The following is a 25,225-nucleotide window of genomic DNA, read 5'->3' as shown; positions in this document are numbered from 1 at the left end:
GGGCAAGGCCCGAAGCGCCGCGTGATGAACTGTTGCATCGGCCTGCTGTCGGTATACTCATTCCACGGTTCCAAAGGCGACCATCCGCCGACGACCCACCAAAGAACAGAGAGAACGGGTGTCATGAAACGCTATTTGTCCATTTGTTTCGCTTTCCTGCTTGCCGCCATGTCCTTTTCCGGCGAAGCGCTTGCACAAACGAGTCCTGACGCGGTCGTGAAAAGCGCCGTCGAAGGCACCGTCAACGCCATGAAGGCCGATCCGCAGGCGCGCGGCGGCGACATGGCGAAGATCACGCAACTCGTCGAGACGCGCTTTCTGCCGCAGACCGACTTTCAGCGTACGACGCGCATCGCGGTAGGCAAGGCGTGGGCCAGCGCCACGCCCGAGCAGCAAAAACAGCTTTACGACCAGTTCCAGACCTTGCTCGTGCGCACGTACGCTGCATCGCTTGCGCAGTTGCGTGACCAGGACGTCAAGTTCCGCTTCGATTCGCCCAACGTCGGCCCGGACGCGAAGGACACCGTGGTCGAATCGCACGTCATATCGACGGGCGGCGACAATCCGGTGCGCTATCGACTGGAAAAGACGCCGCAGGGCTGGAAAATCTACGACATCGACATGATGGGCGCGTGGCTCATTCAGGTCTATCAATCCCAGTTCTCCGGCCAGTTGCAGAAGGGCGGACCGGATGCGCTCATCAAATATCTGCAAGACCACAACGCACGTTCGGCGGGCTAACTGCGCCGATGCTCGACCGCAAACTTGATCAACTCGGCTTGACCGTCGATATCGAGTTTGCGCTTCATGTTGAGCCGGTGCGTTTCCACCGTCCGCACCGACAAACCATGCTGCTGTGCGATCTGCTTGCTCGATAAACCCTGCGCCAGCGCATCGAGAATATCGAGTTCGCGCGGCGTGAGGCGGTCCAGCGGCGTCTGCATCGACTGTGCCTGAATCATGCGCGCGGCGAGTCCGGCGCTGAAGAAGGTCTTGCCCTTGAGCACGGCATCGATCGCCTGAATGATTTCCGTCGATGGCGAATCCTTCAGCACATAGCCGCTCGCGCCCGCGCGCACCGCCTGCGTCACATATTCCACGTTGTCGTGCATCGACAGCATCAGCACGCGGATGCCGGGAAAGCGCTCGTGAAAACGCGCCGCCAGTTGAATGCCGCTCATGCCCGCCATGCCGACGTCCATCAGCGCGAGATCGGGCGTGTTGGCTTCGTCGGCGGCGAGCGCGAGGGCTTCGTCCGCGTTGCCCGCTTCGCCGATCACGCGCAGGTGCGCCACCGCTTCGAGCCGCGCGCGCAGGCCGTCGCGCACCAAAGGATGATCGTCGACGAGAATGATGCGGGCGGGTTCGTTCATACGTGTTCTTCCATGTTCGGCGCGGCGACGGGCAAGGGCACGCTCGCGAGAATTTCCGTGCGCCCGAGTTGCGAGTCGATACGCAACGCGCCGCCGAGCGTATCGAGCCGTTCGCGCATATTGCGCAGGCCGATGCCGCTGGTCGGTCCGCTGAGCGCGGCGTGCGCATCGAAACCACGGCCATTGTCGGTGATCGCGAGCGTAACCGCGTGCGGCGCGATGTCGAGCGCGAGCACGGCGCGCGTGGCCTGCGCGTGTCGCGCGATATTGCTGAGCGCTTCCTGCGCGATGCGGAACAGCACGGTATTGACCGTATCGGGCAGACTGGTTTTCGCGTTGATGGTCGATTCGAAGCGCACTTCCAGCCCGTCCTGCCCGTCGAATTCGCGCGCGAGTTGTTCGAGTGCGGCGGCGAGGCCGAGATCGTCGAGCATGGCGGGACGCAGCGCGTGCGAGATGCGGCGCACTTCGCGCAGCGTGCCTGATAAGCGGCTAAGACTCGTGGACAACGCCGCTTCGGCATCGGGTTCGCGTGTGGGCGCGCGTTCGAATCGCAGCAGCGCGGATTCGAGCAGCAGCTTGACCGACACAAGCATCTGACTGATGCCGTCATGCAACTCGCGCGAGAGCCGCGCGCGCTCCTGTTCCTGCGATTCCACCACTTGCCGCGCGAGCCGCTTCAGCTTCACATCCGCACTGCGATGCTCGCTGATATTCAGCACCGCGCCGCATATCGCGATGATCGCCAGCGCCGCCAGCGCAATCACGCCGATCCACGTCGCCGTGCGATCGATATTGCTGGCCGCTTGTGCATCGATACGTGCGAGCGTGGTATCGACATCTTCGAGATAGATGCCGGTGCCGATCATCCAGCCCCAGCGTTCCAGCGGAATCACGTAGCCGAGTTTGGGCGCGAGCTTGCCTGTGGATGGACGCCGCCACACGTAGCGCACATATCCGCCGCCGCGCGATGCTTCTTTGATCAGCGCCTGAATGGTCAGCGCGCCGTTCGGATCGCGCATCAGCCAGAGATCGCGGCCGACGAGATCGGGCTGACGCGGATGCATCAGCGATGTGCCGTGCATCGTGTAGACGAAGAAGTAGCCGTCCTGACCGAAGTCGAGTTTTTGTAGTGCGTCGAGCGCGAGCTGGCGGCGTTGTTCATCGCTTTGGGACGCGTTGGAGGGCGCATCGTAATACGGCGCGATGGCGCTCTTCGCGATCTCCACGTAATGCCGCAGCTCGATTTCCTTGCTCGACAGATACGCCGCCTGCGTGGTCTCGTGCTGCGCCTGCGCGAGCGTGGTCGCCTGCTGCCGCACGCCATATTCGATCCCGCCGATCGCCACGGCAAACGGCACGATCGCCAGCAAGAAGATTTTGGCTTTGAGCTTCATACAGGGTTTTCCGCTACGTGAAGGCACGTAGCGCGCTTACGTAGTTATGCGCTTGTGGGCGCGCGAGCGAAAGCGAATACTACCGCCCAATGCGCTACGACGGCGCATGAATCGACAAAACCATAGGAGACACCATGAATCGGGCATCCGGATTCCTGGTCTGGATCGCGCTCGCGCTGCTGGGCGCGTTCGCATTCGGCACCATCGCGCTTGCACACGGCGAACGTATCAGCGCATTGTGGATCGTCATTGCGGCGGTCTGCGTTTATCTCATCGCTTATCGCTTCTACTCGCGCTTTATCGCGGCGAAGGTGCTGCAACTCGACGGCTTGCGCATGACGCCCGCCGTTCGTCATAACGATGGCCTCGACTACGTACCGACCAACAAGTACGTGCTGTTTGGCCATCACTTCGCGGCGATTGCGGGCGCGGGTCCGCTGGTCGGTCCGGTGCTGGCCGCGCAGATGGGCTACACGCCCGGCATGCTGTGGATTCTCGCGGGCGTGGTGTTCGCGGGCGCGGTGCAGGACTTCGTGGTCCTGTTCATCTCCACACGACGTGACGGCCGCTCGCTCGGCGATCTCATCAAAATGGAACTCGGCACCGTGCCGGGCGTGATCGCGTTGTTCGGCGCGTTCCTGATCATGGTGATCATTCTCGCGGTGCTGGCGCTGATCGTCGTGAAGGCGCTGACGAATTCGCCGTGGGGCACGTTCACGGTCGCGGCCACCATTCCTATCGCGCTGTTCATGGGCCTTTATACGCGATACATCCGGCCCGGCCGCATCGGCGAAGTATCGATCATCGGTTTTGTGCTGCTGATGCTGGCGATCACGTTCGGCGGTTCCGTCGCTGCATCGCCGTCGCTTGCGCCGTTCTTCACATTCACCGGCACGCAGCTCGTCTGGATTCTGATCGGCTATGGTTTTATCGCTTCGGTGTTGCCGGTGTGGCTGCTGCTCGCGCCGCGCGATTATCTGTCCACGTTCCTGAAGATCGGCACGATTCTCGGTCTTGCGATCGGCATTCTGGTCGTCGCGCCTGAATTGAAGATGCCGGCCTTCACCAAGTTTGTCGATGGCAGCGGTCCGGTGTGGGCGGGCAACCTGTTCCCGTTCCTGTTCATCACGATTGCGTGCGGCGCGGTGTCCGGCTTCCACGCGCTGATCGCCTCGGGCACCACGCCCAAGATGATCGACAACGAAGTGAACATGCGCTTTATCGGCTATGGCGCGATGCTGATGGAATCGTTCGTCGCGATCATGGCGCTGGTGGCCGCGTGCGTGATCGAACCGGGCGTCTACTTCGCGATGAACAGCCCCGCCGCGCTGCTCGGCTCGACGCCGGAAGCGGTGGCGCAGACGGTATCGTCGTGGGGCTTCATGCTGACGCCGGATATGCTGACATCGACGGCGCAGGCGGTGGGTGAAACGACCATCGTCGCGCGGGCGGGCGGCGCGCCGACGCTGGCCGTGGGCATGGCGCAAATTCTCCATCAGGTGATCGGCGGCCCGGCGATGATGGCCTTCTGGTATCACTTCGCCATTCTGTTCGAAGCGCTGTTCATCCTCACCGCCGTCGATGCGGGCACGCGCGCGGGCCGTTTCATGTTGCAGGATTTGCTGGGCACGTTCCATCCGGCGCTGCGTCGCACGGAATCGCTGCCGGCCAATCTGGTCGCGACGGGTTTGTGCGTGGCCGCGTGGGGCTACTTCCTGTATCAGGGCGTGGTCGATCCGTTCGGCGGCATCAATACCTTGTGGCCGTTGTTCGGCATTTCGAATCAAATGCTCGCGGGTATCGCGCTGATGCTCGGCACGGTGGTGCTGTTCAAGATGAAGCGCGAAAAGTACGCGTGGGTGACGCTCGTGCCGACCGCGTGGCTGCTGCTTTGCACGCTGACCGCCGGCTATCAGAAAATTTTCGATGCCAACCCGAAGGTCGGTTTCCTCGCTCACGCGGGCAAACTGAAGGACGCCGTCGATGCAGGCAAGGTGATGGCCCCGGCGAAATCGCTGGCGGAAATGCAGCGCATCATCTTCAACGATTACGTCGATGCAGCGCTCGCGGGCCTGTTCATCTTCGTGGTGCTGAGTATTGCGGTGTACGGCGTGCTGGCGGTGCTGCGTGCGCGTCGCGAAGCGCGTCCGACGGTGCGCGAGACGCCGTTCGAAGCGATGCCGTCGGGCGCATCGGCAGCGGTTCGTTCGGGACACTGAACATGTTCAGCGATCTTCGACAAGCCGGCCGCTATCTCGGCCAGACCATGCGCCTGATGGTCGGCCTGCCCGACTACGATGCCTATGTCACGCATATGCAGGCGACGCATCCGGATCGGCCTGTGATGACGTATGCGGAGTTTTTTCGCGAGCGGCAGGAAGCGAGGTATGGGTCGGGGGCGGGGAAGTGTTGTTGACCTGATTGCCTGATGGCAGTCGATATGCGAGGCGCGACGGTGATGAGCCGTCGCGCTTTTTTATGACGATTCTCTACTAGCAAATCGATTGGAATGCGAAACAATATGAACGCATTATCGACCGATCAACCAAGGGAGATTGTTATGAAGCAAAGCGAGGGTTCAACCAAGTGCACGCTCGAAGAGCTACGCGGAAGCGTGCTTTGGTACATAGATCCGCTGGAGCCAGTTGGTCTGGAGGATTGGAAAATCTTCGATCCGAACTACGTATGGGATCTCCCGACGAATTTGACTTTATGAGGGGTTTTCCAAGTTGCTAAATAAAAAGGGCGAGTAGCTTTTCAGCCACTCGCCCTTCAAGACCCAGCCGCCAAGCGCTCTTAATTCGCCACCGCAGCCGTCTTAGACCCCTTGTTCTTCTGCGCGCGACCAATCTCCTCGAGCTTGATCTCCACATGCTTGGAGAACACATACTCGGCCGGACGTTGCTTATCGATCGGCAATTCCTTCGCGAACGCGCCCGTCGTACGCGGACCAGAAATCGCGACCAGCGCCGCCTTGATCGGATGCGCCACCGTATCCATCACGGCCGTCGCTTCGAAGCCGCAGTGGACCATGCAGTCCGCGCACTTCTCATACTTGCCCGTGCCGTACTTGTCCCACTCGGTGGTTTCCATCAGTTCCTTGAAGGTCTTCACGTAACCTTCGCCGACCAGATAGCACGGCTTTTGCCAGCCGAACACCGTACGCGCCGGGTTGCCCCACGGCGTGCATTGATACGTCTGATTGCCCGCCAAAAAGTCGAGGAACAGCGTCGATTGACTGAACGACCAGTTCTTGCCGTTGTTGCCGCGCTTGAAAATCTCGCGGAACAGGTTCTTGGTCTTGTCGCGGTTCAGGAAGTGTTGCTGATCCGGCGCGCGTTCGTACGCGTAACCCGGCGACACCGTAATACCGTCCACGCCGATAGGACCGAGCGTGTCGAAGAACTTGGCTACGCGCTCGGGTTCGGCATCGTTGAACAGCGTGCAGTTGATGTTCACGCGGAAACCACGGCGCTTCGCTTCCTTGATGGCCGCAACGGCCTTGTCGTACGTGCCCGGTTGCGACACCGAATGATCGTGCGCTTCACGGTCGCCATCGAGGTGAACGGACCAGACGAAATACGGGCTCGGCTCGTAATCGTCCATCTTCTTTTCCATCAGCAGCGCGTTCGTGCACAGGTACACGAACTTCTTGCGCGCCATGATGCCCCGGACGATCTGCGGCATTTCCTTGTGCAGCAAGGGCTCGCCGCCCGCGATCGATACGACCGGTGCGCCGCACTCGTCCACCGCGCCCAAACACTCTTCCAGCGACAGACGCTGGTTCAGAATGGGATCCGGATAGTCGATCTTGCCGCAGCCATTACACGCGAGGTTGCAGCGGAACAGCGGTTCGAGCATCAGCGCCAGCGGATAGCGCTTGTTGCGCGTCAGGTGCTGTTTGAAGATATAAGCGCCGACGCGCGCCTTTTGAAGCATCGGAATAGACAATTGCTTGCTCTCCTTATTCTTCGCGAATGTCCGCTGCCGTCGCGGTTGCGGCGGCCAGCGGCTGTGTCAGTTTCGCGGGGAGTTTGAATTCGACCTTTTCCTCGCGGCCGGACATTGTCGTCACATCGACGGGTCCGAAAGCGCGCAGGGCATCGATCACATGTTTGACCATTTCTTCGGGTGCCGAAGCGCCCGCCGTAATGCCGACGGTCTGCGCATTCGCAAACCATTCGGCTTTGACTTCTGTTCCGTCCGCGACGAGATAACTCGGCACGCCGCTCTCGGCGCCGATCTCGCGCAGGCGATTGGAATTCGAGCTGTTCGTGGCGCCGACCACGAGCAGCACATCGACCTGCGTGCTCAGCTCACGCACCGCCGCCTGGCGATTCTGCGTGGCGTAGCAGATATCGCGCGTATCCGGCCCGACGATATCGGTAAAACGGCGCTGCAAGGCATCGATAATGCCGCGCGTGTCATCCACGGACAGCGTGGTCTGCGTGACGTACGCGACGGGTTCGTCGATATGAAGCGCGAGCGTCGCGACTTCGGCCTCGCTCTGCACCAGCACCACACGGCCCGGAATCTGTCCGATCGTGCCTTCCACTTCGGGATGCCCCGCGTGGCCGATCAGAATCAGCGTGCGCCCCTGCGATACATACTGTCGCCCCTGCACGTGAACCTTCGTGACCAGCGGACACGTGGCGTCGAGCACATCGAGACCGCGCGCGTCGGCGTCTTTTTCGACGCTTTTCGCCACGCCATGCGCGCTGAAAATCGCTACTGCGCCGTGCGGCACTTCATCGAGTTCTTCGACGAAACGTGCACCCTTGCCGCGCAGGTTATCGACCACGTGCCGGTTGTGCACGATCTCATGACGCACGTACACGGGCGCGCCGTGCCGTTCGAGCGCCCGATCGACGATTTCGATCGCACGGACCACGCCCGCACAAAAGCCGCGGGGTTGAGCAAGGATGATACGCATATTCGAACGAACTCCGACTGGCGCGGGTTTCGGATGAGCCGGGCGAGGACAGTGCGTATGCCACGCTTCCCGCACTTTCGCTGCTCCGCTTTTGCCTTCTTTTACGATTCGATTACTGCTTCGCTGATTCGCGGATTCAATGACTAACTCGCGGCGCGCATCACACTGACCGTGAAAGTGGAGACAAATGGTCCGGTGTGCGTGCTCAGTTTGACCGCGTATTCTATCGCGTTCCCTTTTTGGGTGCTCAAACAGCCGGTTCCCTCTAAAGCCTGCCTACAAGCGAAATTCACGCGTAAATACGGCGGCTGCCGGAAGCCATTACACTCTTGGATTCCCCGAGCCGCCTGCACGCGCGTTTCCCCACGATCCGGCGCGACAGACTGCGCGCCACGCCCCGGCGCACGCGGCTCGACGCTGTATTTTCCGCGCAACGTTCGCGCACAAATTCCGGCCTGCCGCGCCCGAGTGATATCGCCCATTCCCATGCTACTGATTGCCTGGCTGTCCCTTCTGATCTGGATCGTGCTGCTGTTTGCGCGTGGCGGATTCTGGCGCGCACAGCCCGCGCCCGCGCTGTCCGCGACCACGATCCACGCTGTCGGCAACGCCGAAATCGCGCGTCGCGGTGCGTGGCCGGCGCTGGTCGCGGTCGTCCCGGCGCGCAACGAAGCCGATGTGATCGGCCGCGCGGTCGGCTCGCTGCTCAAGCAGGACTATCCGGGCGCGTTCCACGTGATCGTCGTCGATGACCACAGCACGGATGGCACCGCGGCCGTCGCCGTGGCCGCGGCGCGCGATCTCGGGCTGGAGGATCGCCTGACCGTGCTGACCGCGCAGCCGCTGCCAGCAGGCTGGTCGGGAAAGGTGTGGGCGCAGTCGCAGGGCATCGGCGCAATCGATACGCTCGGTCTGCCCGCCGAATTTCTCCTGCTGACCGACGCCGATATCTACCATCCCGTCGATGCCGCCACGCAACTGGTCGCGCGCACGATTCTCGAAGACCGCGATCTGGTCTCGCTGATGGTTCGTCTGCGCTGCGATTCGCTATGGGAAAAAGCGCTGATTCCGGCCTTCGTGTTCTTTTTCGCCAAGCTCTACCCGTTCGCGTGGGTCAACGACGTGAAAAAGAGCACGTCCGGCGCGGCAGGCGGCTGCATGCTGGTGCGGCGCTCGGCGCTGGTGGAAGCGGGCGGCATCGAATCGATCCGGCAGGAATTGATCGACGATTGCAGTCTCGCGGAGCGCATCAAGCATCGCTCGGGACGCAACGACGCGCGCGCGATCCGCCTCGATCTCGCCGATGCCAGCGAGTCGCTGCGTCCGTACGATTCGTGGCGCGAGATCTGGAACATGATCGCGCGGACCGCGTTCACGCAACTGCGCTACTCGCCGCTGCTGCTGGCGGGCACGGTGCTCGGCATGTTCGTGATCTATCTCGTGCCGCCGCTGTTCGCGCTCGGCGTGGGCGCGCGCGCGTGGCCCGCGTGGGCGGCGTGGGTGCTGATGTGTATCGCTTATGCGCCGATGCTGCGTTACTACCGCAGACCATTGTTGTGGGCGCCGCTGTTGCCGCTGATCGCGCTGTTCTATGTGAGCGCGACGCTCGGATCGGCGGTGCGGTTCTGGCGCGCGGCAAGGGCGGACAGTGGAAGGCGCGCGTGCAAGCGCCTACACAGGAAAACTCGTAGCCTTACTTCTTCGTCAACATGGCGTACAACTCGACGACCATGTTCGGCGAAAACGTGAACGGCACCCAGCCGTGCCCGCCGTGGCGCAGCACCAGCAGACGGTCGCCGTTCGCGTACTTTTGCGTCGCCATGACCGGGTTTTTGGTGGCGGCGAAGCGCCAGCCCTGAGGAATGCCCTGCGGCTGTTCCGCCGACATCGACGCGCGCACGTTCGACAGCTCTTCGATCAACTCCGAAATTCCTTCCGGACTCAGCAACACCGACTTCCCGCCGATGGTCATTTCGATCGCATCGCGATTCGGGCGCGCTACGGTGAGCGTCGGCCGTTCGTCGAGCGCGGGCGGTTCGGCGGCTTCGGTTTCGTCTGCGTGTGCTTCGGTCAACGCGGCGGGTTCTTTGGGCGCGGAGTCATCGTTCGTTTGCGTCTGAGGAGCGATGGGAGCGACAGGAGCGGAAGCGGCGGCGCGGAGGAGCGCATCGAGGCTCGACTCCAGCGCGCCAAGCTGTTCTTGAATATTCATGCGAATGTGTCTTTGTCTTGCGAGCGGGCAGCGAGGCCCCGATTCTACCTGCTCGCTTTCAGCCCGACCGCCAGAGCTTGTAACGAAATGCACACAATCGCACCAATGCACGCGAGTTACAGGCGTTCGAGTTCGGCGCGCACGCGTGAAAGCACTTCGTCCCAGTCGCCGCGCGCGCGTTGCGTGAACAGGCGCATATTCGGATACCACGGCGTATCGTCGCGGTCGCGCAGCCAGCGCCAGCAGCCGGCGAAGCGGTTCAGCAGCCATACGCGCTTGCCCATCGCGGCAGCGAGATGCGCGACGGAGGTGTCGGCGGCGATCACGAGATCGAGGTTGTCGATCAGCGCGGCGGTATCGGCGAAATCGCGGACTTCATCCATCCAGTCGATGATGTGTCCGGCGAACGCGGGCGGCAGCTTCTTGGCATCGACTTCGGCTTTTTGCAGGCTGATCCATTGGACACCGCGATACGACAGCAACGGCGCAAGCGCGTCCGGCGCGATGCTGCGGCGGCCATCCACCAGACTGCCCGTATGTCCGCCCGCCCATGCCAGGCCGATACGCGGCGATTTCGTGTCACCGAGCCGCGTTTTCCAATAGCGCGCGCGTTGCGGCTCGGCGTGGAGATAGGGAATCGGCGCGGGAATGGTCTCGACGCGCGTGCCGAAAAGCATCGGCAGGGACATCAGCGAGCAGTAGTGAGTCCAGCGCGACAGGTCGTCGGGCGCGGCATCGAGTAATTCGATGTCGGGCATGGACTGCGCAAATAACTGCCGCAGCGGCGCGGGACACACATAGCCGATGCGCGCGAAACGCCCGGCCGCCAAGGTCAGATAACGGCAGAACTGCAGCGCGTCGCCGAAGCCTTGTTCGTGCAGTACGAGCAGGCGCGTATCGGCGGGAAGCGCGCCTGCCGACCAGCGCGGCAAGGGCAACTCCGTTTCGCCGATCACCGGAAAGCGGCCCGCGTCCGTCGAACTGATCCACCGATGCTCGAAGAACGGCCAGGCTTCGTCATATCGTCCGGCGGCGAGCAAAGCGTGCCCGAGGTTGCTGTGCGCTTCGAGATTGCCGGGTTCGAGCGCGATCGCGTGTTCGAAGTGCGCGATGCCCGCGTTCAAATCGCCGAGATCCTTCAGCACCGTGCCGAGGTTATTGTGACCGCCGGCGTTACCGGCGTGACGCGCTAGCGCTTCACGATAGCTCGCGGCGGCGGCCTCAGGTTGCTGTCCAAGCTGATGCGCGCGGCCGAGGTTGTACCAGAGCGGCGATGTCGGTAAATCGGGGAAATGCTGCGCGGCCATGCGCAAGCCGAGTTGCGCGCTTCGAATAGCGGCGGCGTAGTCGCGCACATCCGTTTGCGCCGCACTCAGGCTGTTGCAGGAAATCGGATGCGGCGAGGCTTCGACGGCGCGCGTAAGCCACTTCAGCGCGTCGTGCGGCGCGCCGCGTTTCAAATCGACAAGGCCACGCAGATGCAGCGCATCGGCATGACGCGGATGAGTGGCGATGATCCTGTTGATCAGCTTCGATGCAATATCGAACGCGCCGTCGTTGAACGCGCGCAGTGCGCGATCGAAGAGCGGTTGAGCCTTCATAAGTTGTCCTCTCGGTCAGTACGTCGAGCGGGACAGTGTAGAGAGCGGCGATCCTCCAAATGTAAAAAACCGGCATGGCCCAAAAGACCATGCCGGTTCGATCGATACAGCGCTTTCGACCGTGTTACTTCGCTTATTTCGTTTGAGCCGCTTCGATCGCCGCGTTCAGCGTTTTGCTCGGACGCATCGCTGCTTCGAGCTTCTTCGCGTCCGGCTGATAGTACCCGCCGATATCCACGCCGCTGCCCTGAACCGCCGCGAGTTCGCCGATGATCTTCTGCTCGTTGTCAGCCAGCGTCTTGGCGAGCGGTGCGAACTGCTCGGCGAGCGCGCGGTCTTCGGTCTGATTCGCGAGTTCCTGCGCCCAGTACATCGCCAGATAGAACTGGCTGCCGCGATTGTCCAATTCGCCGGTCTTGGGCGACGGGCTCTTGTTGTTGTCGAGCAGCTTGCCGGTGGCGGCATCCAGCGCCTTCGCGACGAGCTTGGCGCGCGCGTTGTCGTTCTTGATGCCCAGTTCTTCCAGCGATACCGCCAGCGCCAGAAACTCGCCCAGCGAATCCCAGCGCAGATGGTTTTCTTCGACCAGTTGCTTGACGTGCTTCGGGGCCGAACCGCCCGCGCCGGTCTCGTACAGCCCGCCGCCCGCCATCAGCGGAACGATGGACAGCATCTTCGCGCTGGTGCCGAGTTCCATGATCGGGAACAGGTCCGTCAGATAGTCGCGCAGGATATTGCCGGTGACCGAAATCGTGTCCATGCCGCGAATCACGCGTTCGAGCGTGTAACGCATCGCGCGGACCTGCGACATGATCTGGATATCGAGGCCGGTTGTGTCGTAATCCTTCAGGTACGTTTCGACCTTCTTGATCAGCTCGTTTTCGTGCGGACGATACGGGTCGAGCCAGAACACGGCCGGCGTGCCCGAGTTCTTCACGCGCGTGACGGCGAGCTTCACCCAGTCGCGGATCGGCGCGTCTTTCACGAGGCACATGCGCCAGATATCGCCCTTTTCGACTTCCTGCGTGAGCGCGTCGAGCACTTCGCCCGTTGCGTTATCGACAATGCGCGCCGTACCGTCTTCCGCGATCTCGTAAGTCTTGTCGTGCGAGCCGTACTCTTCGGCCTTCTGCGCCATCAGGCCGACGTTCGGCACCGTGCCCATGGTCTTCGGGTCGAACGCGCCGTTGGTCTTGCAGAAGTTGATGATTTCCTGATAGATGCGCGCAAACGTGCTTTCCGGAATCAGACACTTGGTGTCTTGCGGACGGCCATCCGCGCCCCACATCTTGCCGCCTGCGCGGATCATGGCGGGCATCGAGGCATCGACGATCACGTCGTTCGGGGCGTGCAGGTTCGAGATGCCTTTCGCGGAATCCACCATGGCCAGCGCCGGGCGCGCTTCGTGGCACGCGTGCATGTCGCGGATCACTTCATCGCGCTGCGATTCCGGCAGCGCTTCGATCTTCGTGTACAGATCGACCAGACCGTTGTTGACGTTCACGCCAAGGTCTTCGAACAGCTTGGCATGCTTGGCGAACGCGTCCTTGTAGAACACCTTCACGGCGTGACCGAAAACGATCGGGTGCGATACTTTCATCATGGTCGCCTTGACGTGCAGCGACAGCATGACGCCGGTCTTGTGCGCGTCTTCCATCTGTTCTTCGTAGAACGCGACCAGCGCCTTCTTGCTCATGAACATGCTATCGACGATCTCGCCCGCTTGCAGCTTGACCTTCGGCTTCAGCACGATGGTTTCGCCGCGCTTGGTCACGAGTTCCATGCGCACTTCGCGCGCTTTGTCGTTCGTGATGGACTTTTCGCCGTGATAGAAGTCGCCGTGCTTCATATGCGCCACGTGCGTACGCGATGCCATGCTCCACGCGCCCATGCTGTGCGGATGCTTCTTCGCGTAGTTCTTCACGGCCAGCGGCGCGCGGCGATCCGAATTGCCTTCGCGCAGCACCGGATTCACCGCCGAACCGAGACACTTGCCGTAGCGTGCGCGGATGGTTTTTTCTTCGTCGTTCTTCGGCTCTTCGGGATAGTCGGGCAGCTTGTAGCCCTTCGCCTGAAGCTCCTTGATCGCGCTGATCAGCTGATGCACCGACGCGCTGATGTTCGGCAGCTTGATGATATTGGTGTCTTCGTCCTGCGTCAGTTCGCCGAGGTGAGCGAGGTTGTCGGGGACCTTTTGTTCGTCGGTCAGAAACTCGGGAAACTCGCCGAGAATCCGGGTCGCGACGGAGATATCGCTCGTCGTGACGTTCACGCCAGCCGGAGCGGTGAAAGTGCGGATGATCGGCAAAAAGGCGCTGGTCGCGAGCAGCGGAGCTTCGTCGGTCAGGGTGTAGATGATGGTGGGTTGCTGATTACTCATCGCTTGTCTCGACATCCGAAAACTGGTTGGGGAAACCGCCGGTAGCTACCGTCTTGCCGGCAACAAACCGCTATTCTGCCTGATTTTGCAGGCGGCGCGTGTGAATCTGGCCTTACGAAAAGCGCTGAAACGGCGCTTTTCCTTGTTCGATCAATAACTTAACTTTTTTTGAGTCTTATAGAAGAGTTGGGTGTTTTAGCTCGTCAAATATCCGTTGGCCCGAAACCAGTCCAGCGCATCGCGCAAACCGTCCTTGTACGACCGCGCCCGATACCCCAATTCCCGCTCCGCCTTCGCCGAGGTGAAGTACATCTTGTTCTTCGACATGCGCAGCGCGTCCACCGTCACCATCGGCTCCTTGCCGCTGAATTTGGCGAACAGCTCCGCGCCGATCGCAACCGGATAAAGCGGCCCGCGCGGCAATTTGATGGTCGGCGGCTTGCGCCCGACGAAACCGGCGATATCGGTCAGCATTTGTTGCAGCGGCAGATTCTCGCCGCCCAGGATATATCGCTCGCCGATTACGCCGCGCTCCAGCGCCAGCAAATGGCCGTGCGCGACGTCATCGACATGGACGAGATTGAGGCCGGTATCCACGAACGCGGGAATCTTGCCCGTCGCCGCTTCCACGATGATGCGCCCGGTCGGCGTTGGCCGCACGTCGCGTGGGCCGATCGGCGTCGATGGATTGACGATCACCGCCGGCAAGCCGTCCTGCGCGACCATCCGTTCGACGGCGCGCTCGGCCAGCACCTTGCTGCGCTTGTATGCGCCGATGGTGTTTTCCGGCGTCGAAGGCTTGGTTTCATCGACGATCACGCCCGAACTCGTTACCTTCAGCGTCGCCACGCTGCTCGTATATACGATCCGCTCGACGCCTTCGGCCAGCGCCGCGCGCATCGTCGCTTCCGTGCCTTGCAGATTCGCGCGCTCGATTTCGCTCGGGTCCGGGGCCCAGATGCGATAGTCCGCCGCGACGTGAAACAGCAGGCGCACGCCCTTGAGCGCGGCGCGCATCGATGCTTCGTCGCGCATGTCACCGACCACGATTTCCGCATCGAGCGACTCGACGTTCTTGCGCGGACTGGTGGCGCGCACCAGCACGCGCACCTTGAATCCGCGTTCGATCAGAAGCCGCGCCACGCTCGATCCGACAAAGCCCGAAGCGCCGGTGACGAGCACGCGAGCGCCGGAAAAATCAGTCATTCTTACCTCGTTGTTGATGGTCGCACGAGCCGCCTTTCGTAAGCCTTGCCGCGTCGAAAATCCCTTCTAGGGCCGATGTGACAAGGGCTTGCGGCTCATGCTATGGTCCGGTGCCTGCCGCGCGGGAAACCCGCGCAAACCCGAACGATACCCGGTGAACGATGCCTCAAGACACTCGAAGCCATGCTTCCTGGATTTATTTAGCCATTGCGATCGCCCTCGGCGTGGTGTTCGCCATCGACGTGCTCACGCCCATGCGCGTGGCGATCTGGGTGTTCTACGTGCTGCCTGTCGTGCTCTGCATGTGGCTCGACAGACCGTCCGCGCCGATCGCGGTCGCGGTGGCGTCGTCGGCGCTGATGGTCGGCGGCTACGCGTTCTCCACGGCGGACGCTTCCGGCGTGCGCGAAGTGCTGCTGCTCAATCGCGCGATGGGCATTTTCGTGCTGCTGGTGCTGTCGGGCGTGGCGCATCTGTATATCAAATCGCGACTGGCGGTTCAACGGACCGCATGGTTGCAGCAGGGCATCGTGCAGTTAAATCTGCAATTGCGCGGCGAACAGTCGCCTGCTTCGATCGGCGTGAGTCTGCTTCGTTCGCTGGTGCCTTATCTCGATGCCAAGGTCGGCGTCGTTTATTCGCTCGATACCGACGCGCTGGTGCGCGTGGCCGCATGGGCCTTGCCCGATGAAGGCGGCGCGCCGAAGCGAATCGCGCGTGGCGAGGGCTTGCTCGGTCAGGCGGTGGAAGAAAAGCGCGTGCTCGAATTGCGCGATGCCTCCGCGCATTATCTGAAGGCCGGATCCGCGCTCGGCTCGATGGCCGCATCGCAAGTGCTGATCGCGCCGCTGATGGCCGACGGCGAAGTGGCGGGCGCGATCGAACTCGGTTTCGTCGGCAACGAAGGCCGTTTCGACGATGCCCGCGCCCTGGTCGAAGGCGCATCGGAAGCGATTGGCATGGCGTTGCGCTCGGCGCGGTATCGGCAAAGACTGGTCGAATTGCTCGAAGAAACGCAACGGCAGAGCGAGGAATTGCAGGTTCAGCAAGAGGAACTGCGCGTATCGAACGAGGAATTGGAAGAGCGCGGGCGCGCGTTGCAGGACTCGCAGGCAAGGCTCGAACAGCAGCAGGCCGAGCTTGAACAGACCAACGTGCAGTTGGAAGAGCATTCGCAGAATCTGGAGCGCCAGAAGGCCGAGTTGATGCAGGCGCAGCAGGAACTCACGGCGAACGCGCTGGAAATGGAGCGCGCGAGCCAGTACAAGTCCGAGTTTCTGGCGAACATGTCGCACGAATTGCGCACGCCGCTCAATAGCTCGCTGATTCTCGCCAAGCTCCTGCAAGACAACAAGCAAGGCAATCTCTCCGATGAACAAGTGCGCTACGCCGCGACTATTCATTCGTCGAACAGCGATTTGCTCTCGCTGATCAACGACATTCTGGATTTGTCGAAGGTCGAAGCAGGGCAGATGGATGTGCAGTTCGCGCCCGCCGGTGTCGATTCGATTCTCGCCGCGCTCAAGCAATCCTTCGCGCCGGTGGCCGAAAGCAAGTCGCTGGAATTTATCGTCGATGCGGGCGAAAACGTGCCGCAAGTGTTCGTCACCGATCAGCAACGCTTGCTGCAAGTGCTGCGCAATCTGCTGTCGAATGCGTTCAAGTTCACCGAGCGCGGCAGCGTGACGATCGCCGCCGTGCGCGCGGGCGAAAATGCGTTGCGCTTCGAAGTACGCGATACGGGTATCGGCATTGCGCGCGACAAGCAGGACCTTATTTTTCAGGCGTTCCAGCAAGCCGATGGCACCACCAGCCGCAAATATGGCGGCAGCGGTCTGGGCTTGTCGATCTCGCGTGAGTTCTCGCGATTGCTGGGCGGATCGGTGGCGGTATCGAGCGAACCGGGACGAGGCAGCGTGTTTTCCGTGACCTTGCCGATCACCACGCGCGAAGGCACCGTGACCGCGAAGCTCGACACCATCGCGCATATGAAGGAGCCGGAACCGGCCGCGGTTGTCGTTCAGACGCCGCCGCCTTCGATTCCGCAGATGCCCAAGCCGACGCTTCCCGAAACGCAACCCATTGCCGATGATCGCGCCGACCGCAAGCGTCCTGACCGCGCCATTCTCGTGATCGAAGACGACGTGCCGTTCGCGCGCATTCTCTACGACCTCGCGCACGAACTCGATTTCGACTGCGTACACGCCGCTTCCGCCACGCAAGGCGTGGAACTCGCGCGCACGCTGCAACCGAACGGCATTCTGCTCGATATCGGTCTGCCGGATCAGTCGGGCCTGACCGTGCTCGAATGGCTCAAGCATGACCCGCTCACGCGCCATATTCCGATCCACATCGTCTCCGCCACCGATCACGCCGATGTCGCGCTCCATCTCGGTGCAATCGGCTACACGCTCAAGCCAAGCGCACGCGATGATCTCGCGCACGCCATCCGCAAGCTCGAAGCGCGTTCATCGCAAGGGATGCGTCGTGTGCTCGTCGTCGAAGACGATCCGGCGCTGCGTCAAAGCATTCACGCGCTGCTGGCGAGCGAAACCGTGGTGATCGTCGAAGCGGGCACGATTGCCGAAGCCATCGAAGAAATGCAGCGCGCCGTGTTCGATTGCGTGGTGATGGATCTCGCGCTGCCCGACGGCTCCGGCTACGATCTGCTCGAACGCGTGTCCACGCGCGCGGAACATGCGTCGCCGCCGGTGATCGTTTATACGGGGCGCATGTTGTCGGCGGAAGAGGAACAGCGCCTGCGCCGATATTCGAAATCGATCATCATCAAGGGTGCGAAATCGCCGGAGCGCTTGCTCGACGAAGTGACGCTGTTCCTGCATAGCGTGGAAAGCGCGCTGCCGCCCGAACAGCAGCGCATGTTGCGCGCGGCGCGTCAGCGCGACGACGTGTTCGAAGGGCGCACCATTCTTCTCGCCGAAGACGACGTGCGCAATATCTTCGCGTTGTCGCGTGTGATCGAACCGCTCGGCGCGACGCTGGAAATCGCGCGCAACGGCCGCGAAGCGATCGAAGCGCTGGCGCGTCACACGCATATCGACCTCGTGCTGATGGACATCATGATGCCCGAGATGGACGGCCTCACCGCCATGACCGAGATTCGCAAGCAGCCGCAGCATGCGCGTTTGCCGATCATCGCGCTGACGGCGAAGGCCATGCAGAGCGATCGCGAAAAGTGCCTGGAAGCAGGCGCGGACGATTACATTTCCAAGCCTATCGACGTGGATAAGCTGGTCTCTCTGTGCCGCGTGTGGCTGCGCCAACGCTGATCATGATGAACGATGCAAAGCACGAAGAAGACGCCACGTTCGATATCGAACTGAAGCTGATTCTCGAAGCGATCTACCTTAAGTATCAGCACGACTTCCGGCATTACTCGGTGAGTTCGCTGCGGCGCAGGCTCGCGCAGGCGGTGCAGGATTTCAAGGTGCCGACACTTTCGCATCTGCAAGAACGCATTCTGCGCGACCCGACGCTGTTCGCTAAGCTGTTTCAGTATCTCACCGTGCAGGTCAGCGAAATGTTCCGCGATCCTCACTATTTTCGGGCGATACGCGAGCAGGTGGTGCCTATTCTGCAGACGTATCCCTCTATCAAAGTATGGGTCGCGGGATGCAGCAGCGGCGAGGAATTGTGGTCGCTCGCGGTCTTGTTCGCGGAAGAGAAGATCGCCGACCGCACCGTGTTTTATGCGACGGACATCAACGCGGAAGCCTTGCGGCAGGCAGAAAACGGTATTTATCCGCTGAATCGCATGGCGGGCTTTAGCCAGAACTATCTCGCGGCGGGCGGCAAGCGTTCCTTGTCGGACTACTATCACGCGGCGTATGGTGCAGCGAAGTTCTCGCAAACGCTCAAGTCGCGCGTGGTGTTCGCGGATCACAGTCTCGCCACCGACAGCGTGTTTCTCGAAGCGCATCTGGTGTCGTGCCGCAATGTGCTGATCTATTTCGATCGCGCATTGCAGGACCGTGCGTTGAATCTGTTCAGCGATTCACTCGTGCGGCGCGGTTTTCTCGGCCTGGGCAGCAAGGAAAGCCTGCGTTTTTCGAAGTACGCCGATCAATTCGCGGACTTCAATCCGCGCGAGCGGCTTTATCAGAAGGTATGAGCCATGAGCATCGATGCAGTCGTGATCGGGGCATCGGCGGGCGGCGTGGAGGCGTTGAATTATCTGCTGCCCGCGCTGCCGCGCACGTTCGCGGCGACGGTGCTGGTGGTCGTGCATGTGCGGCAGGGCAAGCCGAGTCTGCTGCCGGATCTGTTCGCGCAGCGCTGTGAAATGGATGTCGTCGAACCGTTCGATAAGGACGTGATCGCGCCGGGCACCATCTACTTCGCGCCGCCCGGCTATCACATGATGGTCGAAGCGGAAGGCGGCGCGCCGCCATCGATTGCTTTATCGGTCGATCCGCCCGTGCGCTTTTCGCGGCCTTCGGTGGACGTGCTGTTCGAAACGGCCGCGCATGCGTATGGCGAGCGTTTGCTGGGCATCGTGCTTTCCGGTGCGAACGATGACGGCGCACGCGGCGCCCGCGCGATTCTCGATGCGGGCGGCGAATGCTGGGCGCAGGACCCGAATACAGCCTTCGCGCAGGCCATGCCGCAGGCGGCGCTGCGAGAAGGTGGTGTGACCGAGCAACTGACGCTCGATGAAATGGCGATGCGTCTGACGCAATACGTCGCTGGCAAGAACCAGAAGAACCAGAAGGACAGAGGACTTTGATGACCCAACCCATTCACGTGCTGATCGTCGACGATATCCGCAACAACATCACCGCGCTCGAAGCCTCGCTCGCGCGGCCGGATTTGTCGGTGCTGAAGGCCGAATCGGGACCGGATGCGCTGGAATTGCTGCTCAAGCACGAAGTCGCGCTGGCAATACTCGACGTCAATATGCCCGGCATGGACGGCTTCGAGCTTGCGGAGCTGATGCGCGGCAGTCCGCGCACCGCGCATGTGCCGATCATCTTTCTGACCGCGACCGCGCAGGACGCGAGCCGCACGTTTCGCGGCTACGAAGCGGGCGCGGTGGACTTTCTCTACAAACCGTTCGATTCGCGCATCCTCAATTCAAAGGTGGATGTGTTCATTCAAATGGAGCGGCAGAAACAGCAGCTCGCGACGCAACTCGCCACCGTCCAGCAATTACTCGATGCAAACGAAATGCTGATGGCCGTGCTCGGTCATGATTTGCGCACGCCGCTTTCTGCGGTGATTGCATCGGCGGAATATCTGGCGCGGTTTGTCAAGGATGAGAACGTCGCGAATATCGGCACGCGCATCAAATCGAGCGGGATGCGCATGGTGCGCATGGTCGATCAATTGCTGAACCTCGCGCGCTTGCGCGGCGGACGCGTGACCTTGCAGCCGCGTTCCGTCGAATTGATGACGCTGGCGAAGAACATCATCGAGGAATACGAGGCGCGCGTGGGCAAAGGGCGCATTTTCCTGCTGCGCCACGGCGATACGCTCATGCAGGGCGATGGCGATCTGCTTTCGCAAGTGTTCTCGAATCTGATCGGCAATGCGCTTCAACATGGACTCGATGGCTCGGCCATTCAGGTGCGATTGGAAGGGCGCGTGGATGAAGTGGTGATCGTGGTGCAGAACGCGGGCGAGATTCCTGCTGAAGTCTTGCCGACGCTGTTTGCGCCGTATCGATCGGGACGTCGGCAGAGTGAATCGAGCGGATTGGGTTTGGGGCTCTACATCACGCGTGAAATTGCGCAGATGCACGGCGGCGACGTCACCGCGCGTTCGACCAACGAAGCGGGCACCGTATTCGAAGTCACGCTGCCACGCGTTCCGCACGCGCGCAGCGATGCCGCGCAACCGTTCCGTCTCGGATGACATCATCGAACACGCCTACAATGCGGCGTATCGACGATCATTCATGAGGAAAATGCGATGTCCGGCCCGGATCTGGATACCCGAATCGAAACTTATTATGTGCATGTGAAAGGCGTGGTGCAGGGCGTGGGCTTTCGCCATCACACGGTCAGAAAAGCGCATGCGCTCCGCGTGCGCGGCTGGGTGGCGAATCTCGAAGACGGCTCCGTTGAAGCCGTGATTCAGGGCGCGGCCAATCAGGTCGATCTCATGCTCGAATGGCTGCGACGCGGGCCGCCGCATGCCCGCGTCACCGAGTTTCACAGCGAAGAACGTCACGTCGAGAAGCGCTACGAGCGCTTCGAACAGCACTGATTTCCTAGCGCGCGACCAGCAGACTTTCCGCGAATTGCCATTGCTCGTCCCGCCACTGATGCGTGCATTCGAAGCCCGCATCGGCGGCAATGGGCGAGACTTCATCGGCGGAATATTTGTGGCTGCTTTCGGTCCAGATCGTCTCGCCTTCGCGAAACCCGATATGCAGATCCGCATCGCGCACGCGTACGGAAAGCGCACGTTTGGCGCGCAAATGCATTTCGATACTGCGTACATCCGGATTGAATCGCGCGACGTGCTCGAAGGCATCGATCGGAAAATTGCCGCCCAATTCGCGATTGATCCGCGCCAGCAGATTCAGATTGAACGCCGCCGTCACGCCGATGGGATCGTCGTATGCGGCGATCAGCGTATCGAGTGGCTTGATGAGATCGGTGCCGAGCAAGAGCGCATCGCCGGGCTTGAGCATGCCGCGGATCGAACACAGAAACTTCGTCGCCGCCAGCCGCGCAAAATTGCCGATCGTGCTGCCTAGAAAGAGCACCAGCAGGCGTTCGCCATCGTTACGTTTCGAACTGACTTCGGACAAGCCCGCAAGATAATCGCGCTCGTGTCCAACAATCGACACACGTTCGATATCGCCCAATTCGCGGCGACACAATTGCAAAGCAGTGCGCGATATTTCAATCGGGTGGTAATCGGTCGGCTGCTTCTTGCACAGCGCTTCGAGAATGCGGCGCGTCTTGCGGCCGCTTCCGCTGCCCAATTCCGCGACCTTCACATTCCCCGGCAAGGCCGCGACGATATCCGTCGCGTGGTCCTTGAGCACGCGTTCTTCGGCGCGCGTGACGCCGTATTCCGGCAGCGCGGTAATGACTTCGAACAGCGCGGAACCCACTTCGTCATACAGATACATCGAAGGCAGCTCTTTCTGCGGCTGCTTGGACAAGCCGACGAAAACGGCTTCGGCGAAAGCATTGGGAAAGCGGGGCGACAAGGCAGGTTGAGTCATGAACGTCTCCATCTATGCGGCGTTTTCTTCGCGTGCGTTTCGCTTGGAGGCAAAGGCGCGGCGTACGTTGCTGCTTAGCTGCTGCTCAAGTGCTGCGGGGAATGCAATGACATGGAAGGAATGCGTCGGCCATCAGATGATTACGGCCCGATGTGACGCGTATGAGACATGAAGCTTCGAAGTTGTTGCTTCAGCAAAAAACGGGCGCGCGCCCTAAAAAACTTTGAAGTGTATGGCGAAGAAGTTTTGTCTGGCCAAGGAAGTGCGGGCCATTATGCGCGCTGATTCCAAAGCGCGCAGAAATGGAAAAAGGGCGAGCCCTAAGACTCGCCCTTCCGAAACGCATCGAATACGCTTAAAGCAAAATAAAGCGAATTAAGCGAAAACCCGATGCGCGATGCGTTGACGCCGGCCTCCCTTACTTCTTCGCCGCGTCTATTTTCGCATCGGCGGCCGCCTTGTTTGCGTCGCTTTGCGCCTCGACTTTTTGCTTGTCGGCCTTTGCTTGCGCCACGTCGGCATCTTTGGCTGCGTCCTGCTTCTTCTGATTCGCCTTGGACTGTGCAGCGTGCTTCTTCTTGTCGGCTTTCGCCTGTGCCTTGGTGGCCTTGCCGCGCGCGTCGGATGCCTGCTCCGGCGTGGTCGCCTGCGCTACCTTCGCGGCTTCTTTGTTGGCATCGGCCTGAGCGGACGCCTTGTCTTCATTAGCCGATGCCTGTGCCTTGGCGGCATCGCCCTGAGCTTCGGTCTTCTTCTTGTTGGCAATGGCTTGTGCTTCGGCCTTTTCCTGATTGGCCTTGATTTGCGCCTTGCCGGCATCGGTCGCGGCGGTTTGCGCGAACACGGTGGAGACGAGCATGGCGGATGCGAGGGCAGCGACGATCTTCTTCATGAATTCAACTCCCTTTAGTTATTGGCAAGCACGGCGTTTGTTTTGGTGCCGCGCTGCCGATGAAAACGCTGCTTCTTTTCGCTTCGTTGACGTCGTTCTGGTGACAAAGGGTAACCAGTCGCTAGCAATTGATACGGCGCAGGTAGAAGACGCTGCTTAGCAAAATGCGCTAAGCGTGCTTTACCGATTCAAGTCTCCAAAGTGTTACCGCTTAGCGAATTTTGCGAGCCTTGTTACATGTCGATTAGATAGTTCGAAATCCGAAGTATTTGAGAAAGCCGAGTTTGTAATCGTTGAAATGCACAGTTACCAAACGCAGCAGTTATTTCTAAAGCCTTTGCTTAAGATCGTTCTCACTAACCCGGCTAACGGGAAACGGAGAAGCTCATGAAACGCGCTGCACTTGTCTTGTTGATGATCGGTAGTTTGACGGTGGCGGGCCAGGCATCGGCACATGGACGCGGCGGATATGGTGGATACGGCGGTCATGGTCACGGTGGCGGCAACGGCGGCGCGATCGTCGGTGCGCTGATTGGCGGCGCAGTGCTCGGCGCTCTGGTGACGTCGGTGGCGAGCGCTCAGCCGACTTATGCGCAGCCGGTCTACGAACAACCCACGTACGCGCAACCGGTTTATGCGCAACCCGCACCGCCGCCGCAAGCGTGCTACGACAGTTATCGCCGTGCCTATGTGCCGTGCGGCTATTGATTGGCGCTGAATTGGCGTTGAATTGGCGTTGGTATGCGGCACATGGTTTGCGCTAATGCAAGTACGTTCATCGCTATTCATACATAGCGATGAACGACCCCTGATCTTGGAGACTTGCAATGAACGCGACTACTAAGAAATTGGTGATATCGGCTCTGATGCTGGGCTTGTCGGGCGGCGTGTATGCGCAGGCAGGCGGTGGCGGCGGTGGAGCGGGCGGTGGCGGTGCAGGCGGCGGCGCGGCGGCGGGTGCAGCAGGCGGCGGCGGTAACGGCTCAGGCAGCAGCGGATCGGCTGCTGGGAAGGGCGGCGGCGTCGGCATGGGAGGCGCAGGTATGGGCGGCTCGCAAGACGGCACCACGGGCACGGGTACTAAGAGCGGCATGGGCAACGGTTCGATGCAGAACGGCACCATGCAGAATGGCGCGCCGACCAACCCGATGAATTCGAACGGCATGAATTCGAATGGCGGTACTTCGATGCAAAAGGGCTATTAAGTTGTTTAGAGCCCACGCGTTCGCGAGCGCGATCGTCGCAAGCAGGAATGCGGCATCCGCCACGCGGCGGCGCAAATCATAGAAAGAGATTTATTGACCGGCAGCGGGTTCGAACGACTTCACTCGCAAGCTGACTTTCTCGGCATAAGCGTAAGAGCCGCCGTAACTCTTCAATGCCGTATCGATATCGCCCTGTGCGGACTTGAGATAGCCGTGCAGAATGGCCGAGCCTGCATCGATATTATCTTCGGCATCCTTCAAATCCTTGTTGCGCACGAGACTCTTGTGCGCGGACGGCACGACCTGCATCAGCCCGGTGGCGTTATTCGGGCCGATCGCGGTTTCCTTAAAGCGGGATTCAATCGAGATGATGGCGAGCAACAGCGCCGGAGGAAGCGAGTATTTCGACGCGGAACTCATTACCGCTTGCGCAATGGTTTCTGCTCTCGCGCGCGCCACGCCAAACTTGTGCGTGATCAATTCCGAAATCTTCTGACTGGCTTGCTGCGCCTTCGGGTCCTGCTGCGCGGCGTCCTGCGCGGACGCATTGCCTGCGTTCGGCATGGCTTGCTGTGCGTGGGCGGTCTGCGAAAGGCTTAGCGTAAGCGAGAGTAGAAGAAGGAATCGACGCATCGGTCCGGCTGGGAGCTAAAGGAAGCCGCATTATATACGCATAAAATTCCCTTGTGGATCATGGACTTGTCTTAAATCTGAAGAATTATTTTACAAATCGGCATGATTTACGCGCGTTCGACGCTGGCGACGATTTCCATGTAATGGCTAAGCGTGGGCGTCACGCGCGATGCGTCTTTAGCTGAATCGTCC

At 60.9% G+C, this 25,225-nt stretch carries 21 protein-coding genes and 1 pseudogene; 11 read left to right on the top strand and 11 right to left on the bottom strand.

The genetic code is table 11. From position 1 onward, the window contains the following. Positions 1-123 precede the first annotated feature (123 nt). A complete protein-coding gene (locus P7F28_RS25235; RefSeq protein WP_277187504.1) occupies positions 124-741 on the top strand; it encodes a phospholipid-binding protein MlaC in 618 nt (205 codons plus the stop codon). On the opposite strand, the gene P7F28_RS25230 is transcribed toward P7F28_RS25235, so the two are convergent. Both P7F28_RS25230 and P7F28_RS25225 read right to left on the bottom strand, forming a co-directional pair. Further along, positions 738-1,373, bottom strand: a complete 636-nt coding sequence (locus tag P7F28_RS25230) for a response regulator transcription factor (protein ID WP_277187503.1) — start codon at positions 1,371-1,373, stop codon at positions 738-740. The two genes, P7F28_RS25235 and P7F28_RS25230, sit on opposite strands and share 4 nt — an antisense overlap. Further along, positions 1,370-2,770, bottom strand: a complete 1,401-nt coding sequence (locus tag P7F28_RS25225) for a cache domain-containing protein (RefSeq protein WP_277187502.1) — start codon at positions 2,768-2,770, stop codon at positions 1,370-1,372. Before P7F28_RS25225 ends, P7F28_RS25230 begins: the two co-directional genes overlap by 4 nt. 134 nt (positions 2,771-2,904) lie before the next feature. On the opposite strand from P7F28_RS25225, the gene P7F28_RS25220 reads away from it, so the two are divergent. Continuing rightward, positions 2,905-4,989, top strand: coding sequence for a carbon starvation CstA family protein (locus P7F28_RS25220; RefSeq protein ID WP_277187501.1), 2,085 nt, complete (start codon positions 2,905-2,907; stop codon positions 4,987-4,989). A gap of 2 nt (positions 4,990-4,991) precedes the next feature. Beyond that, positions 4,992-5,186, top strand: a complete 195-nt coding sequence (locus tag P7F28_RS25215) for a YbdD/YjiX family protein (RefSeq protein WP_277187500.1) — start codon at positions 4,992-4,994, stop codon at positions 5,184-5,186. 380 nt (positions 5,187-5,566) lie between these two features. On the opposite strand, the gene hpnH is transcribed toward P7F28_RS25215, so the two are convergent. Continuing rightward, complete coding sequence (hpnH, locus tag P7F28_RS25210) at positions 5,567-6,721, bottom strand: adenosyl-hopene transferase HpnH (RefSeq protein WP_277187499.1); 1,155 nt, start codon at positions 6,719-6,721, stop codon at positions 5,567-5,569. Positions 6,722-6,734: 13 nt separating this feature from the next. Next, positions 6,735-7,703 (bottom strand): 4-hydroxy-3-methylbut-2-enyl diphosphate reductase, encoded by a 969-nt coding sequence (gene ispH, locus P7F28_RS25205; protein ID WP_277187498.1) that lies wholly within the window; start codon positions 7,701-7,703, stop codon positions 6,735-6,737. 486 nt (positions 7,704-8,189) lie between these two features. Between ispH and P7F28_RS25200 the strand changes: the two are divergent. Then, positions 8,190-9,394, top strand: a pseudogene (locus P7F28_RS25200) (glycosyltransferase). A gap of 2 nt (positions 9,395-9,396) precedes the next feature. Here the strand turns inward: P7F28_RS25200 and P7F28_RS25195 are convergent. The 4 genes from P7F28_RS25195 to hpnA all read right to left on the bottom strand — a co-directional run bounded on the left by P7F28_RS25195 (position 9,397) and on the right by hpnA (position 15,102). Further along, positions 9,397-9,915 (bottom strand): hypothetical protein, encoded by a 519-nt coding sequence (locus tag P7F28_RS25195; protein WP_277187497.1) that lies wholly within the window; start codon positions 9,913-9,915, stop codon positions 9,397-9,399. A 116-nt stretch (positions 9,916-10,031) separates the two neighbouring features. After that, on the bottom strand, positions 10,032-11,516 hold the full coding sequence (locus P7F28_RS25190) for a tetratricopeptide repeat-containing glycosyltransferase family protein (protein WP_277187496.1): 1,485 nt from the start codon (positions 11,514-11,516) through the stop codon (positions 10,032-10,034). 133 nt (positions 11,517-11,649) lie between these two features. Then, a complete protein-coding gene (locus P7F28_RS25185; RefSeq protein WP_277187495.1) occupies positions 11,650-13,896 on the bottom strand; it encodes an NADP-dependent isocitrate dehydrogenase in 2,247 nt (748 codons plus the stop codon). 195 nt (positions 13,897-14,091) lie between these two features. Beyond that, complete coding sequence (gene hpnA / locus P7F28_RS25180; RefSeq protein ID WP_277187494.1) at positions 14,092-15,102, bottom strand: hopanoid-associated sugar epimerase; 1,011 nt, start codon at positions 15,100-15,102, stop codon at positions 14,092-14,094. A gap of 161 nt (positions 15,103-15,263) precedes the next feature. On the opposite strand from hpnA, the gene P7F28_RS25175 reads away from it, so the two are divergent. Genes P7F28_RS25175 through P7F28_RS25155 form a run of 5 tightly spaced genes read left to right on the top strand, consistent with a single transcriptional unit; the run spans position 15,264 to position 21,330 of the window. After that, positions 15,264-18,392 (top strand): response regulator, encoded by a 3,129-nt coding sequence (locus tag P7F28_RS25175; RefSeq protein ID WP_277187493.1) that lies wholly within the window; start codon positions 15,264-15,266, stop codon positions 18,390-18,392. Between the two features lie 5 nt (positions 18,393-18,397). Further along, positions 18,398-19,234 carry a CheR family methyltransferase gene (locus P7F28_RS25170; RefSeq protein ID WP_277187527.1) on the top strand — a complete coding sequence of 279 codons (837 nt, stop codon included), beginning with the start codon at positions 18,398-18,400 and terminating at the stop codon, positions 19,232-19,234. Positions 19,235-19,237: 3 nt separating this feature from the next. Beyond that, on the top strand, positions 19,238-19,849 hold the full coding sequence (locus P7F28_RS25165) for a chemotaxis protein CheB (protein WP_277187492.1): 612 nt from the start codon (positions 19,238-19,240) through the stop codon (positions 19,847-19,849). After that, positions 19,849-20,976 (top strand): hybrid sensor histidine kinase/response regulator, encoded by a 1,128-nt coding sequence (locus P7F28_RS25160; RefSeq protein ID WP_277187491.1) that lies wholly within the window; start codon positions 19,849-19,851, stop codon positions 20,974-20,976. Before P7F28_RS25165 ends, P7F28_RS25160 begins: the two co-directional genes overlap by 1 nt. 57 nt (positions 20,977-21,033) lie before the next feature. Then, positions 21,034-21,330, top strand: coding sequence for an acylphosphatase (locus tag P7F28_RS25155; RefSeq protein ID WP_277187490.1), 297 nt, complete (start codon positions 21,034-21,036; stop codon positions 21,328-21,330). 4 nt (positions 21,331-21,334) lie between these two features. On the opposite strand, the gene egtD is transcribed toward P7F28_RS25155, so the two are convergent. Both egtD and P7F28_RS25145 read right to left on the bottom strand, forming a co-directional pair. Further along, a complete protein-coding gene (egtD, locus tag P7F28_RS25150) occupies positions 21,335-22,303 on the bottom strand; it encodes an L-histidine N(alpha)-methyltransferase (RefSeq protein WP_277187489.1) in 969 nt (322 codons plus the stop codon). A gap of 418 nt (positions 22,304-22,721) precedes the next feature. After that, positions 22,722-23,195, bottom strand: a complete 474-nt coding sequence (locus P7F28_RS25145) for a hypothetical protein (RefSeq protein ID WP_277187488.1) — start codon at positions 23,193-23,195, stop codon at positions 22,722-22,724. A gap of 387 nt (positions 23,196-23,582) precedes the next feature. Between P7F28_RS25145 and P7F28_RS25140 the strand changes: the two genes are divergently transcribed. Together P7F28_RS25140 and P7F28_RS25135 are read left to right on the top strand one after the other, a co-directional pair. Beyond that, positions 23,583-23,903 carry a hypothetical protein gene (locus tag P7F28_RS25140; protein ID WP_277187487.1) on the top strand — a complete coding sequence of 107 codons (321 nt, stop codon included), beginning with the start codon at positions 23,583-23,585 and terminating at the stop codon, positions 23,901-23,903. A 119-nt stretch (positions 23,904-24,022) separates the two neighbouring features. Next, on the top strand, positions 24,023-24,400 hold the full coding sequence (locus P7F28_RS25135; protein ID WP_277187486.1) for a hypothetical protein: 378 nt from the start codon (positions 24,023-24,025) through the stop codon (positions 24,398-24,400). A 90-nt stretch (positions 24,401-24,490) separates the two neighbouring features. On the opposite strand, the gene P7F28_RS25130 is transcribed toward P7F28_RS25135, so the two are convergent. Beyond that, positions 24,491-24,964 carry a transglycosylase SLT domain-containing protein gene (locus P7F28_RS25130; RefSeq protein ID WP_306806002.1) on the bottom strand — a complete coding sequence of 158 codons (474 nt, stop codon included), beginning with the start codon at positions 24,962-24,964 and terminating at the stop codon, positions 24,491-24,493. Between the last annotated feature and the right edge of the window lie 261 nt (positions 24,965-25,225).

The organism is Caballeronia sp. BR00000012568055 (genome assembly GCF_029439455.1).
In the GTDB taxonomy this organism is placed as follows: Bacteria; Pseudomonadota; Gammaproteobacteria; order Burkholderiales; family Burkholderiaceae; genus Caballeronia.
The sequence above is the reverse complement of the archived record's forward strand: the minus strand, read 5'-3'. Positions and strand labels throughout refer to the sequence as shown.

What these genes read in the sequence shown, in the direction of transcription:
- P7F28_RS25235 (WP_277187504.1), top strand. Translation starts at nt 124, where the DNA reads ATGAAACGCTATTTGTCCATTTGTTTCGCTTTCCTGCTTGCCGCCATG.
- P7F28_RS25230 (WP_277187503.1), bottom strand. Translation starts at nt 1,373, where the DNA reads ATGAACGAACCCGCCCGCATCATTCTCGTCGACGATCATCCTTTGGTG.
- P7F28_RS25225 (WP_277187502.1), bottom strand. Translation starts at nt 2,770, where the DNA reads ATGAAGCTCAAAGCCAAAATCTTCTTGCTGGCGATCGTGCCGTTTGCC.
- P7F28_RS25220 (WP_277187501.1), top strand. Translation starts at nt 2,905, where the DNA reads ATGAATCGGGCATCCGGATTCCTGGTCTGGATCGCGCTCGCGCTGCTG.
- P7F28_RS25215 (WP_277187500.1), top strand. Translation starts at nt 4,992, where the DNA reads ATGTTCAGCGATCTTCGACAAGCCGGCCGCTATCTCGGCCAGACCATG.
- ispH (WP_277187498.1), bottom strand. Translation starts at nt 7,703, where the DNA reads ATGCGTATCATCCTTGCTCAACCCCGCGGCTTTTGTGCGGGCGTGGTC.
- P7F28_RS25195 (WP_277187497.1), bottom strand. Translation starts at nt 9,915, where the DNA reads ATGAATATTCAAGAACAGCTTGGCGCGCTGGAGTCGAGCCTCGATGCG.
- P7F28_RS25190 (WP_277187496.1), bottom strand. Translation starts at nt 11,516, where the DNA reads ATGAAGGCTCAACCGCTCTTCGATCGCGCACTGCGCGCGTTCAACGAC.
- P7F28_RS25185 (WP_277187495.1), bottom strand. Translation starts at nt 13,896, where the DNA reads ATGAGTAATCAGCAACCCACCATCATCTACACCCTGACCGACGAAGCT.
- hpnA (WP_277187494.1), bottom strand. Translation starts at nt 15,102, where the DNA reads ATGACTGATTTTTCCGGCGCTCGCGTGCTCGTCACCGGCGCTTCGGGC.
- P7F28_RS25175 (WP_277187493.1), top strand. Translation starts at nt 15,264, where the DNA reads ATGCCTCAAGACACTCGAAGCCATGCTTCCTGGATTTATTTAGCCATT.
- P7F28_RS25170 (WP_277187527.1), top strand. Translation starts at nt 18,398, where the DNA reads ATGAACGATGCAAAGCACGAAGAAGACGCCACGTTCGATATCGAACTG.
- P7F28_RS25165 (WP_277187492.1), top strand. Translation starts at nt 19,238, where the DNA reads ATGAGCATCGATGCAGTCGTGATCGGGGCATCGGCGGGCGGCGTGGAG.
- P7F28_RS25160 (WP_277187491.1), top strand. Translation starts at nt 19,849, where the DNA reads ATGACCCAACCCATTCACGTGCTGATCGTCGACGATATCCGCAACAAC.
- P7F28_RS25155 (WP_277187490.1), top strand. Translation starts at nt 21,034, where the DNA reads ATGTCCGGCCCGGATCTGGATACCCGAATCGAAACTTATTATGTGCAT.
- egtD (WP_277187489.1), bottom strand. Translation starts at nt 22,303, where the DNA reads ATGACTCAACCTGCCTTGTCGCCCCGCTTTCCCAATGCTTTCGCCGAA.
- P7F28_RS25145 (WP_277187488.1), bottom strand. Translation starts at nt 23,195, where the DNA reads ATGAAGAAGATCGTCGCTGCCCTCGCATCCGCCATGCTCGTCTCCACC.
- P7F28_RS25140 (WP_277187487.1), top strand. Translation starts at nt 23,583, where the DNA reads ATGAAACGCGCTGCACTTGTCTTGTTGATGATCGGTAGTTTGACGGTG.
- P7F28_RS25135 (WP_277187486.1), top strand. Translation starts at nt 24,023, where the DNA reads ATGAACGCGACTACTAAGAAATTGGTGATATCGGCTCTGATGCTGGGC.
- P7F28_RS25130 (WP_306806002.1), bottom strand. Translation starts at nt 24,964, where the DNA reads ATGCCGAACGCAGGCAATGCGTCCGCGCAGGACGCCGCGCAGCAGGAC.